This window comes from Pseudoduganella aquatica, from assembly GCF_009857595.1.
Classification (GTDB): Bacteria; Pseudomonadota; Gammaproteobacteria; order Burkholderiales; family Burkholderiaceae_D; genus Rugamonas; species Rugamonas aquatica_A.
The window spans coordinates 140,755-153,195 of sequence record NZ_WWCU01000013.1; the positions used below are offsets into that span (position 1 = coordinate 140,755).

Annotated in this window: 10 protein-coding genes; 5 read left to right on the plus strand and 5 right to left on the minus strand. The window is 67.5% G+C overall.

What is annotated here, in order from left to right:
• Positions 1–83 precede the first annotated feature (83 nt).
• Complete coding sequence (locus GTP77_RS13825; protein ID WP_161072732.1) at positions 84–1,028, plus strand: sensor domain-containing diguanylate cyclase; 945 nt, start codon at positions 84–86, stop codon at positions 1,026–1,028.
• A gap of 20 nt (positions 1,029–1,048) precedes the next feature.
• Complete coding sequence (locus GTP77_RS13830) at positions 1,049–1,396, plus strand: hypothetical protein (protein WP_161072733.1); 348 nt, start codon at positions 1,049–1,051, stop codon at positions 1,394–1,396.
• A gap of 17 nt (positions 1,397–1,413) precedes the next feature.
• Here GTP77_RS13830 and GTP77_RS13835 read toward each other — a convergent pair whose 3' ends face one another.
• From GTP77_RS13835 to imuA, 3 genes are read right to left on the minus strand one after another with little or no spacing between them, the layout of a single operon-like run.
• The gene (locus GTP77_RS13835; RefSeq protein WP_161072734.1) at positions 1,414–2,169 is read right to left on the minus strand and encodes an alpha/beta hydrolase family protein; all 756 of its coding nucleotides are present in this window, start codon (positions 2,167–2,169) and stop codon (positions 1,414–1,416) included.
• Between the two features lie 33 nt (positions 2,170–2,202).
• Positions 2,203–3,678 carry a Y-family DNA polymerase gene (locus GTP77_RS13840; RefSeq protein WP_161072735.1) on the minus strand — a complete coding sequence of 492 codons (1,476 nt, stop codon included), beginning with the start codon at positions 3,676–3,678 and terminating at the stop codon, positions 2,203–2,205.
• Entirely contained in the window at positions 3,605–4,327 is a 723-nt protein-coding gene (gene imuA / locus GTP77_RS13845) for a translesion DNA synthesis-associated protein ImuA (RefSeq protein WP_161072736.1), read from the minus strand. Before imuA ends, GTP77_RS13840 begins: the two co-directional genes overlap by 74 nt.
• A gap of 139 nt (positions 4,328–4,466) precedes the next feature.
• Here imuA and GTP77_RS13850 point away from each other — a divergent pair, with 139 nt between their 5' ends.
• The 3 genes from GTP77_RS13850 to GTP77_RS13860 all read left to right on the plus strand — a co-directional run bounded on the left by GTP77_RS13850 (position 4,467) and on the right by GTP77_RS13860 (position 6,978).
• Positions 4,467–5,717, plus strand: coding sequence for a putative Na+/H+ antiporter (locus GTP77_RS13850; protein WP_161072737.1), 1,251 nt, complete (start codon positions 4,467–4,469; stop codon positions 5,715–5,717).
• A 148-nt stretch (positions 5,718–5,865) separates the two neighbouring features.
• A complete protein-coding gene (locus GTP77_RS13855) occupies positions 5,866–6,741 on the plus strand; it encodes an SPFH domain-containing protein (protein WP_161072738.1) in 876 nt (291 codons plus the stop codon).
• Between the two features lie 12 nt (positions 6,742–6,753).
• Positions 6,754–6,978, plus strand: coding sequence for a type II toxin-antitoxin system antitoxin (locus GTP77_RS13860; protein ID WP_161072739.1), 225 nt, complete (start codon positions 6,754–6,756; stop codon positions 6,976–6,978).
• Between the two features lie 15 nt (positions 6,979–6,993).
• Here GTP77_RS13860 and GTP77_RS13865 read toward each other — a convergent pair whose 3' ends face one another.
• The gene (locus tag GTP77_RS13865) at positions 6,994–8,205 is read right to left on the minus strand and encodes an extracellular catalytic domain type 1 short-chain-length polyhydroxyalkanoate depolymerase (RefSeq protein WP_161072740.1); all 1,212 of its coding nucleotides are present in this window, start codon (positions 8,203–8,205) and stop codon (positions 6,994–6,996) included.
• 196 nt (positions 8,206–8,401) lie between these two features.
• On the minus strand, positions 8,402–12,441 hold a 4,040-nt coding region (gene hrpA / locus GTP77_RS13870; protein ID WP_161072741.1), incomplete at its 5' end, for an ATP-dependent RNA helicase HrpA.

A 12,441-nucleotide genomic window follows, 5' to 3' on the forward strand; every position in this document is an offset into this window, starting at 1 on the left:
CCACCGGCGGATTGTCCGGGACAGCACGCGCCGTCCCGGACTGCGGTTATACTGGCTGTCTCTCGATAGCCTGGAAAGCTTTCATGGACGAAGCCGCCAACGTCCCTGCCCTGCTGGAAGAAATCGCCCGCCTGCGCCGGGAGCTGGCCGTATTGCACGGCCATAACCGCGTCTTCAACTCCCTGCTCGACAACGCGCCGCTGCTCATTTCCACCAAGGACCTGGAGGGCCGCATCACCATGGCCAACCGGCATTTCGACGTGCTCGACGGCTATGACGCCGCCAACTTCGTCGGCCGCAGCGTCTTCGAGCTGTTCCCGCCCGAGATCGCCGAGCAGCTGTGGCGCAACGACCGCCGCGCCGCGCTCGAACAGCGCGCCGTGCTGGAGGAGGAAGCGGTGCACCACCGCGACAAGACACTGCACACCTATATGACGGTGAAATTCCCACTGTATGACGAGCATGGCCAGGTCAACGCCACCTGCGCCGTCTCCACCGACATCACGCAGGCGCGCGCCGCCGAGGACAGCAGCGTGACCGACGAATTGACCGGGCTGAAGAACCGGCGCTACTTCAATATGCGCTTCAACGAGGAGCAAAAGCGCGCGCGCCGCGACGGCCGCCTGCTGACCCTGCTGCTGCTGGACGTGGACCGCTTCAAGCAGTACAACGACCACTACGGCCACCCGGCCGGCGACGCGGTGCTGCAAGCCGTGGCGCACAGCATGCGCGCGGCGCTGCACCGCGCGGGCGACCTGTGCTTCCGCATCGGCGGCGACGAATTCGCCTGCCTGTACACCAGCAGCGGCACCGAAGAAAGCCTGGCGCTGGCCGCCGAGATCCGCACCGCAATGGCGGCGCACGCCATCCCCCACCGCGACAATCCGCCCGGCCTGCTGGTCACCCTGTCGATGGGTGCAGCCTTCCTGGCGGCCGGCGCCGAACTGGGGCTGGACCAGCTCTACCTGCTGGCCGACCAGGCCCTGTACCGCGCCAAACACCTGGGCCGCGACCGCATCGCGACCTGATTTTGGTGTATGCTGCGGGCATGAACCAAGACACCGATATCCAGCTCAGCGGCCCGTTCAAGGCCACCGACGGCGCCGGCCGCGCTATCGACATCAAAGCCATCCGCATTTTCGACGAGGGCTATGGCGTCATCGACCTGTATGTGGACCTGGCCGCGCCAGCGTCCGACGGCTTGCACAAGGACAAGAAACTGATCGCCGAGATCAGCGCCCGCCTGCGCAGCCTGGGCTACACCGGTCCGGACATGGTGCCGGGCGATCCGGTGATCCAGGAAAAGAAACTGATCGTACTCGACACGCCGGACGAATTCCTGCCCTTCGCCGTGCGCAAGGGCTTTAAAGACCTGACGTCCGAGTTCGACGAGTAATTCCGACGAGTAATGCCTTATAGATAGCGGCTGGCCCAGGCCGCGATCAGATTGGCCACATAAGCGGCGTCCTCGCGCCGCGTCAGCAGATGGTCGGCGTCGTCCAGCGAAACAAAGCTTTTCGGATGGCGCGCCGCCATGAAAATATCCATCGCATTGCGCACCGCCACCGTATCGTCCCCCGGCGCGTGCATCACCAGCAAAGCCTTGCGCAGTCCCGCGATATGCTCGCGCAGGCTGTGTCCGCCCACGTCCTCCACGAACTGCTGCTTGATTCGGAACGGCCGCCCCGCCAGCTGCACCTGCGCCTCGCCCTCGGCGGCGATCTGCTCCAGGTGGGCGCTGAACATATTGGTCACGTAGGCCGGCTCGCCGGGCGCGGCGATGGTCACCACCGCCTTGGCTTCGGGCACGCTGACGGCCGCCGCCAGCACCGCCGCGCCGCCCAGGCTGTGGCCGATCAGCAGGCGCGGCGCGGCGAATTGCGCGCGCAGGAAATCGGCCGCCGCCACCAGGTCCGCCACGTTGGACGAGAAATTGGTGTTCTCGAATTCGCCCTCGCTGGCGCCCAGGCCGGTGAAGTCGAAACGCAGCACGGCGATGCCGTGCGCGGTAAGCGCCTGCGCGATGCGGCTGGCCGCGATCACGTCCTTGCCGCAGGTAAAACAATGCGCAAACAGTGCATAAGCCTGGACCGCGCCGTCCGGGGCGTCCAGGCGCGCCGCCAGGCGGTGGCCGCTGGCGCTGGTGAATTCGTGTCGTTCCGCACGCATGATGGATTCCGGGAAGATGGCAATACCCGCAGTCTAGCCGAACAAGCCATGCAGATACCAGCGCGCTTCAGCCTCGCCCTCCCTGGCGCCCAGCCGTTCGCGGAACACCCAGTAGTGCGCGTGGTCGGCGCCCTCGGCGATGAAGTAGTCGCGCGTCTGCCCCTCGCTCCACCAGCCCGCCTCAATGCGCTCCGCGTTCGACACCATGCGCAGCGGCGACGTATAGAACGGCCGGTGGTCGCGCATCAGCAGCGCAACCGGCTTGGGCAGCAGCCAGGCCGGGCGCGGCAGGCTTTGCGGCGGCAGGCGTGCGGCCGCCTCGGCGGCGCGCAGCTTGTCGCGCACCGGCACCCAGGCGTTGGCCAGTTCCGGCCGGTAGTCCGCCTGCGGCGACGCCTTCAGCACATTGTCCGCCCCCAGCCGTGCCACCAGCAGTTCGAACAGGCGCTCGCGGTCCTCCTTGCTGCCGCCCGGCTCCGGGAACAGTGTATCGGTTGGCGGCAGCATGGGACGCACCTGCGCCGCCTCCAGGCACAGGCCGATGACCGGCGCCGCCAGCTCGGTCTTGGCCAGGCGCTCCTTAAGCAGGCGCAGCAAATGGTCATCGCGCCATACCGGCTCGCCCAGCGCGATGTCGATCGCCGTCGGCGCGCGCGCCACCTTGCCCCGCTCATGCTCGAGCAGCAGCCTCACGCGCTCGACCGCGAACTGGCGCGCGCACAGCCAACCCACCATCTGCTGCAGCAGGCGCTGCGCCCCGTGCAGCAGCGCGTCCGCATGTTCGACGCGGTCGAACAATTCCAGCTTCGCGCTGAAAGTGGGCGGCGCCTCTATCCACACATGCAGCTCGGGCGCCTCGCCGTGCGCCTCGTCCAGCAGGTCCAGCAAGGCGCGCCCGCAGCGGCGCTGCAAGCCGGGCCGGGGCAAACGCCGCAGGTCCGCCAGCGTAAGACAGCCCATGCCCTCGAACCAGTTCAGGAAGGGCCGCGCCGGCGGCGGCAAGCTGCTGGGCAGCGGCGCCAGCCGCCGCGCCATGCTCTCGATTGTTAAAGAACGTCCGCCCCCGCTGCGCGCCAGCAGCCAGGCGCCGCGCGCGGTGGGCGCGGCGCCCAGCACGGCGGTGAAACCCAGCGCCCGCATGCTGGCGCGCACCAGCGCGCACAGCTTGCGCACGCCGCCGAACAGGCGCAGGCTGGCGCCCACATCCATCAGCAGCGTGGCCTCCTCGGCCTCCGCCACCTGCGGCGTGTAGCGCAGCAGCGCCATCGCCACCGCGTGCGCCGCCTCCCGCTCGCGCAGCGGCGCGCGCTCGTGCAACTGCGCCTCCGGCGCCATCAGCAGCGCGCCGCCGCGCCGCATGCCCACCCGCACGCCGGCGGCATGGGCATGCGGCGACACCGCCAGCACGCCGTCCTGCTCCAGCACCACGCTGCCCTTATCCTCCGACCAGCTGGGGCAGAAGACTTCGAGCGGTAACCGTGGCAGGTAGAGGCTTATCCATAAACGCATGACGCTGCAACAAAGAAGGAGGCAAGGGCAGGAAGAGCGGCGCGTCGCGCTGCGGTCCCCGGCGTTTTATAAAGTCGATGCTGATGCCGCCCGGAGCCGGGCGCAGCGCCAGCCGCAGCGGCGCGGGCGAGGCGTCCTGCGCCGCCGCCAGCGGACGCATCAGGAAAAACAGCGTATCGCCGCTTTGCGCCGCCAGATGCAGCCGGCGCAAGCTTTCGCTGCGCATTTGCTGCTGCCACAGCAGCAGCGCGCCGCAGCAGCCGCTGCGCAGCACCTGTTCGGCCGCCCACAGCGCGTCCCCGCTTTTGCCGGTGCCGCGTATCCATACCATCTGTTCCGGGGGCAGGCCCAGCGCGGCCAGCGCCAGCCCCTGCGGAATTTGCGGCGGCGCCAGCAGCACCACCGGCCGTTGCGCGGCCGCCGCCAATGCCGGCCGCAGCAGCCGGATTTCGCCTATGCCCGCTTGCTGCAGCATCAGCTCGGTAAGCGTGCCTTGCGGCCAGCCGCCACCCGGCAGCTGCGCCGACAGCGCCGCGTAGCCGGTGTCCATGCAGCGCGTGGCCGCGTGCGCCAGCTGCGAAGCCAGCCACAGGGACGGATGCAGGCTTTCGGGCGCGGCGATAACGGCGGCTGCGGTGGAGTTGGACATGGCGCTCAATGCAAAATACTGTACATATACACAGTACTATTTACTCCCGGTTTTAGCAAGGACTACTTGCGGTATGTGCCCAGGAGAAAGCTTGCGCATGCTGTAAGATGGCCATTGCCACCATTCTTTATGGACATTTATGACCACCATCGAGCTCATCGGCGCCATCCTGTTCGGACTGGCGCTGGTGCACACCTTCGCCGCCAAATCCTTCGAAAAGCTGGCCCACCGCCACCCGCGCCACGCGGGGCTGCTGCACCTGCTGGGCGAAGTGGAAGTGGTGTTCGGCTTCTGGGCCGCCATCCTGATCGTGGCCATTGCCCTTGCGGCAGGCGGCCAGAACGCTATCGCCTACGCCGAATCGCGCCAGTACACCGAGCCGCTGTTCGTGTTCGTGGTGATGGTGGTGGCCGCCTCATGGCCGGTGCTGAACGCGGTGCAGCGCGCCTTGCAGGCGCTGGCGCGGCTGGCGCCCATGCGCACGGAACTTGCGCTGGCCTGGCTGGGCCTGGCGCTGGTGCCGCTGGCCGGCTCGCTGATCACCGAACCGGCCGCCATGACCTTGGCTGCGCTGACGCTGGCGCCGCTGGTCTTCCGCGCCGGCATGCCCGAGCGGCTGAAGTACGCGGCGCTGGGCGTACTGTTCGTCAACGTCTCCATAGGCGGCACGCTCACCTCCTACGCCGCGCCGCCGGTGCTGATGGTGGCCGCCACCTGGGGCTGGGACAGCGCCTTCATGGCCAGCCAGTTCGGCTGGAAAGCCACGCTGGCGGTGCTGGCCAACGCCACCGCCGTCTGCTTCATGCTCAAACGCCATTTACAGCCTGCGGAAGGCGCGCCGGCCGAGGGCGGCCCCGTGCAGGTGCCGCTGCTGGTGTCGCTGATCCACCTGGCCTTCCTGGCGGCCGTGGTGCTGCTGGCGCACCATCCGGTGATGTTCCTCGGCCTGTTCCTGCTGTTCCTGGGCTTCACGCAAGCCTACCAGCGCTACCAGCAGCCGCTGATCCTGAAGGAGGGCCTGCTGGTGGGCTTCTTCCTGGCCGGGCTGGTGGTGCTGGGCGGCATGCAGCAATGGTGGCTGCAGCCCATCGTCTCCAGCCTGGCGCCGGTGGCGCTGTTCTTCGGCGCGCTGGGCCTGACCGCCATCACCGACAACGCCGCCCTCACCTACCTCGGCTCGCTGATCGAAGGCATGGCGCCGCAAGCGCAATACATGCTGGTGGCCGGCGCGGTGGCCGGCGGCGGCCTGACGGTGATCGCCAACGCGCCCAACCCGGCCGGCGTGTCGCTGCTGCGGCGCGGCTTCCAGGACGAGTCCATCGGCGCACTCGGCCTGCTGCTGGGCGCCCTGCCGCCCACCGCCGTAGCCGCCGCAGCCTTTTTCCTGTAGACAACATGCGTCTCCCTGGATGGAACGCAGCAAGCACGGCAGGCTGTGGCTTCCTGCCCTAATATTTTTTTGATAAATTTCTTGACTCCAACTCGAAGTGATCCTAAAGTGATATCACTTTGATGTCACAACCAAGAGGGAGTCCAGCATGAATGCAGCACATATCCGCCGCGAAACGGCGTTTTCCTCGGTCAGCGGTTATACGGCGGCGGTAGGCGCCATTGCGCTACTTGCTTTGGCCGGGCTGGGCATACGCAGCGGCATCCATCCGCTGATTTGCATCCTCGCTGCCGTGCTCGGACTGGCCTCCTTCGCCGGGCTGTACATGCTGCAGCCGAACGAGAGCGCCATCATCACGCTGTTCGGCAAGTACCTGGGCACCGACCGCAACGAAGGCCTGCGCTGGGCGCTGCCGTTCTACGGCAAGCGCAAGCTGTCGGTCCGCGCGCGCAACTTCAACTGCCCTACCCTGAAGGTCAACGACAAGCGCGGCAACCCGGTGGAGATCAGCGCCGCCATCGTCTGGCGCGTGCGCGACACCGCCCAGGCCGTGTTTGAAGTGGACGATTTCGAGCGCTACGTGTCGGTGCAGGCGGAAGCCGCGCTGCGCCACCTGGCCTCGCAATACGCCTACGATGAAGGCGAAGACCTGGCCGAGGGCGAAACCACGCTGCGCGCCGGCATGGACGTGGTGGCCAATGCGCTGAAAGTGGAACTGCAAGCGCGCTTCGACGCGGCCGGCGTGGAAACGCTGGACGCCAAGCTGACCCACCTGGCCTACGCCGCCGAAATCGCGCAAGTGATGCTGCGCCGCCAGCAAGCCGACGCCATCATCAGCGCCCGCTCCAAGATCGTGCACGGCGCCGTGACCATGGTGGAGGCCGCGCTGAAAGGCCTGGCGGAACGCGACATCGTGGAGCTGGATGCCGAACGCAAGGCGGCCATGGTGAGCAACCTGCTCGTGGTGCTGTGCTCGGACAAGGAGACCCAGCCGATTATCAACACGGGCACGCTGTATAACTAGCGGCGGAACAGCATGGCAAGCCCAGGTAAAAAAGCCTATCCGCTCAGGATAGACCCCGCGCTGTGGGAGGAAATCCAGCGCCTGGCTGCGCGCGACCTGCGCAGCGTGAACGCGGAAATCGAGTTCCTGCTGCGCGAAGGGCTGGCGCGCCGGGGCGTGAAGCTCAAGGGCGAAGGCGCCGGCACGAACAGCCCGGCCGCCGATCACGGCGACAGCCCCGAACCGGCGCCGGAGTAAGCCGCGCCGGCGCGTTCACGCAATAATGCGCCGGTGCTTGGCGAAGAAGTCCAGCATCATCTTGCTGGCGTCCGGGCCGGCCTTGGCGTTAAAGGACAGCGCCGGGTCGCCGCCGCTCCATGCGTGCTCCAGGTCCGCGATGCGCGCCACGCGCAGCAGCACTTTTCCCTTTGCGCTGTAGTCGCGTATCTCATGCGCGTTACGCGTCAGCCCGCGCCGCGCGCGCTCCACCACCGTCACTTCGGTCCCCGCAGGCAGCCGGTTCAACAGCAGGCTTTGCTGCACCAGCTGCGCCTGGTTGATGGGCCGCACCACCTTGTCGCCTTCGCCGTGGATCAGGATGGTGGGCATGACGGGGAAGCCGGGCCGCTGCCGCAGCACCTGCCGAATGGCGGCGGACGCTTGCAGCCCGGCGCCGTGCTGCATCACGGTCAGCGCGCCGACGGTGCTATGCCCGCCGCCGTAAGCCGGCCCCGAATGCAGGCCCACCGCGGCCACCAGTTCCGGATGGTTCAGCGCCAGGATGTTGGCCATGCCGGCGCCGGCCGAAATGCCGCAGACGTAAATGCGCTTGCGGTCGATGGCGTAGTCGCTGCAAACCCTGGCTATCACGGCGGCGATCAGCGCGGTATCGCCGCCGCCCTCCTGCGTACTCTTGTCATACCAGCGCCAGCAGCGGTGCGCCTGTGTGCTGGCCGCCTGCTGCGGATACAGCACGGCGTAGCCCTTCTGCTCGGCCAGGCGGTTCATGCGCGTGCCTTGCGCGAACTGGGTGGCGCTCTGATGGCATCCGTGCAGCATGACGATCAGCGGCAGGCCGTGGCGCGCGGCGGCGTCGGGCACGTACTGGGGGAGGTAGAGCCAGTAGCTCATGGCGTGGCCCGGCGCCTGGCCAGGCTGCGGCATGGCGGCGTAGTGCGACGCGAGCCAGCGGCCCGGCAGCACAGCCACATCCGGCCGCGCGTGCTGGCGGATCGGCATGCCGTCCGGCGCGGAGATGGACCGGCGCGCGGCGCCCGCGGCCTTGGCCTTGGACGCCGGTTTGGCGGCAGGCTTCGCGGCGAGTTTGAGCCCCGGCTTGGCGAGCTTGGCCGCCTTCACCGTCTTGGCTTTCGGCTTCGCCTTCACGGCGGGCACGCCGAACAATTGCGTCATCAACTTCTGCTGCGACTTGCCTGCACGGGTAATGCTGCGCAGCAATCGTGCGCCAAAGATGGGCTTGGTCATGCGACACTCCTGTTCAGTATGTTGCAGTGCAATATACCGGGGCAGCAAGCTCCCATCGGTGCGCCAGCGCACGGGATCGCAGATTAAACTTTTGTACCGAATGCAGCAGTAACCGCCATGCGCGGGGAAAACAGGGGGGCCGGCAGGTGGGACTGCGTTGGCTCCCCTGCCGCGCACCCTACACCATGCCGGCGCCTTAGCGCTGCATGGACTCCCACACCTTCTGCAAGCGCTTGGCCGACACCGGCATCGGCGTGCGCAGCTCCTGCGCATACAGCGACACGCGCAGCTCCTCCAGCATCCACCGGAACTCCACCAGCTTGGGGTCGGTGTTGCGGCCTGCGGTCTTGTCGCGCATCAGGCGCTGATACGGCGCGGCGGCGCTCTGCCACTCGGCCATCAGCTTGGCGTCGCGCGCGGGATCGGCGCGCAGCTTCTCCAGCCGCACATTCATCGCCTTCAGATAGCGCGGGAAGTGCGCCAGCTGCGCGTAGTCGCTCTCCAGCAGGAAGCGCTTGTGCACCAGGCCTTGCAACTGCGCCTGCATGTCCGCCGCCACCTGCGCGTTGATGCCTTGCAGCCGCTTGGGCAGGCCATGGAATTCGGTCAGCACCTGCGACAGCAGGCGCGCCACCTCGTTCACCAGCAGCACCAGGCGCGACTTGCCTTCGTCCTTGCGCTTGGCGAAAGTGGCCGCGTCTGTCGGCAGCGGGTCCTGCAGGCAGGCGATGTCCAGCGCCTTGTTGATGATCTGGTCGCGCAGCTCCTCCTGCGTGCCCATGGACATGAACTGCATGCCCATCTGCTGCAGGTTGGGGATGCTCTTTTCCACGAACTTGATCTGGTCCTTCATCTGCAGCGCGAACAGGCGGCGCAGGCCGACGCGGTGCGTGCGCGCCGCCACGGTGGGGTCGTCGAACACTTCCAGGTCGCAGTGCGTGCCCTTGTCCACCAGCGCGGGGAAGCCGATCAGCGTCAGCTTGCCCTGCACGATCTCCAGCAGTTCCGGCAGCTCGCCGAAGGTCCAGCCGGTGATGCCGGTGGTGGCCGATGGCGCAGCCGGGGCGGCGGGAGCGGTGGAAGCGGCCGGCGCATTGCCCTTGGCGGTGACGCGTTCGGCCGCGATGCCGCCGTGCCCCACTTTGGGCGCTGCGGCGGGAGCTGCGGATGCAGGCGTGCCCGCGCGCACTTGCGTGCCCGACGGTGCGGTCGCTTCGGCCATCTTCTGGAAGCTCTGGCGCGCCTGCATGCCGTATTCAGCCTGCAAGGTAGCCAGGTTGCGGCCCATGTCCAGCTGGCGGCCATGCTCGTCGATCACCTTGAAATTCATAAAGTGGTGAGCGGGCAGCGTTTCCGGCTTGAAGTCCGTGGTGAGCACGCCTATCGTGATTTCCTTGCGGATGTCGGCAATGATGGCGTCGATCAGATCGCCGCGCCCGAAAGCCAGCGCTGCGTGCACGCGCTCGCAGAACTTGGCCGCGTAATCCGGCAGCGGCACGCAATGGCGGCGCAGCTTCTGCGGCAAGGACTTCAGCAGCAGATGCACCTTCTCCTTCAGCATGCCCGGCACCAGCCATTCGCAGCGCTCGCGCGAGAGCTGGTTCAGCGCATACAGCGGCACCGCCAGCGTCACGCCGTCGCGCACGCTGCCCGGCTCGAAGTGATAGGTCAGCGCCATTTCCAGGCCTGCCGCCATCATCGTTTTCGGGAACAGGTCGGTGGTTACGCCGGCCGCCTCGTGGCGCATCAGCTCATCGCGGTTCAGGTACAGCAGCTTCGGTTCGGCGGCAGTCGCCTCCTTGTGCCACTTTTCGAAACCGGCGCCGTTCACCACGTCGGCCGGGATCAGCTTGTCGTAGAAGGCGGCGATCAGTTCATCGTCCACCAGCACGTCCAGGCGGCGCGACTTGTGCTCGAGGTTCTCGATCTCCTTCACCAGCTTGTGGTTGTGGGCGAAGAACGGCGCGCGCGTATCGTAGTCGCCGCCCACCAGCGCGTCGCGGATAAAGATTTCGCGCGCTTCCTGCGGGTTGAAGGCGCCGTAGTTGATGCGGCGCTGGCTGTACACCACCAGGCCGTACAAGGTGGCGCGCTCGGACGCGGTCACTTGCGCGCTGCGTTTTTCCCAGCGCGGCTCGCCCCACGATTTCTTCAGCAGGTGGCCGCCCACCTTCTCCAGCCATTCCGGCTCGATCTTGGCCACGCAGCGCGCGTACAGGCGGGTGGTTTCCACCAGCTCGGCCGCCATGATCCACTTGCCCGGCTTCTTCAACAGATTGGAACCCGGCCAGATATGGAACTTGATGCCCCGCGCGCCCAGGAAGCCGGCGCCCGGCTCGTCCTCGCCCTTGAAGCCCACATTGCCCAGCAAGCCTGTCAGCAGCGCCAGGTGCAGGTTCTCGTAGGTGGCGGGCGCCTCGTTCATGCGCCAGCCCTGCTCCTTGACGATGGTGAGCAGCTGCGAATGCACGTCGCGCCATTCGCGCAGGCGCACCTGCGACAGGAAGTTGCTGCGGCAGTTTTCCTGCAACTGGCGGTTGGTCTTCTTGTGCTCGATGGCGCCCTCGAACCAGCGCCAGATCTTGATGTAGCTGAGGAATTCGGACTTCTCGTCGGCGAACTTCTTGTGCGCCTCGTCGGCCGCCTGCTGGTGCTCCACCGGACGGTCGCGCGGGTCCTGCACGGACAGCGCGGACGCCACGATCAGCACTTCGGTCAGCGAGGCGTTGTCGTGCGCGGCCAGAATCATGCGGCCCACACGCGGGTCCAGCGGCAGCTTGGCCAGCTTGCGGCCCAGCGGCGTCAGCTGGTTGTATTCATCGACCGCGCCCAGCTCCTGCAGCAGCTGGTAGCCGTCCGCGATCGCGCGCGCCATCGGCGGCTCGATGAAGGGGAAGGTTTCCACGTCCGCCAGGTGCAGGGACTTCATGCGCAGGATAACGGCGGCCAGCGAAGAACGCAGGATCTCGGGTTCGGTGAACTTGGGGCGCTGCAGGTAGTCCTGCTCGTCGTACAGGCGGACGCAGACGCCGTCGGCCACGCGGCCGCAGCGGCCGGCGCGCTGGTTCGCGGCCGATTGCGCAATCGGCTCAACCTGCAGCTGCTCCACCTTGTTGCGGTAGCTGTAGCGCTTCACGCGCGCCAGGCCGGCATCCACCACGTAGCGGATGCCGGGCACGGTCAGCGAGGTCTCGGCCACATTGGTGGCCAGCACGATGCGGCGCGCATTAGAGGTGCGGAACACGCGCTCCTGCTCCTCCACCGACAGGCGGGCGAACAGCGGCAGTATCTCCACGTGCGGCGGATGGTGCTTGCGCAGCGCTTCCGCAGCGTCGCGGATCTCGCGCTCGCCGGGCAGGAACACCAGCACGTCGCCGGAGCCGATGCGGCACACTTCGTCCACGCCGTCGACCACGGCGTCCATCAGGTCGCGCTTTTCGCGCGCGGCGGCGGCCTTGCCCTGTTGCGGCGAAGGGTTGGCTGCGTTGGCGCCGCCCATCGCCACCTGGTCGCGCTCCACCGGGCGGTAGCGCACTTCCACCGCGTACAGGCGGCCGGAAACTTCGATCACCGGCGCGGGCTTCTCCGGTGTGCCGAAGTGGCGCGAGAATCGGTCCGCGTCGATGGTCGCCGAGGTGATGATGATCTTCAGGTCCGGGCGGCGCGGCAGCAGCTGCTTCAGGTAGCCAAGCAGGAAATCGATGTTCAGGCTGCGCTCGTGGGCCTCGTCGATGATGATGGTGTCGTAGCCCTTGAGCAGCGGGTCGGTCTGGGTTTCGGCCAGCAGGATACCGTCCGTCATCAGCTTGACGCAGGCGCCGCGCATCAGCGTGTCGGCAAAGCGCACCTTGAAGCCGACGTTCTCGCCCAGCGGCGTGCCCAGTTCCTGCGCGATGCGCTTGGCGGTGGACGAGGCGGCGATACGGCGCGGCTGCGTGTGGCCGATCAGGCCCTTGCGCCCGCGCCCCAGTTCCAGGCAGATCTTCGGCAGCTGGGTGGTCTTGCCCGAGCCGGTTTCGCCGGACACGATAATGACCTGGTGCTTCATCAGCGCCTCGGCGATTTCCTCGCGGCGGCCGGAGACAGGCAGGTCTTCGGGGAAGGTGATCGGCGGGATGGGATTGCGGAACGCCGCCTCCGCCTCGCGCGCGGCCACTTCCTCCGGCGTCAGGCGCGCGCGCTGGCCGCGGCCGCCACGCTCGCCGCCATCGGACTCCGTGCGCGGCGGACGCGGGG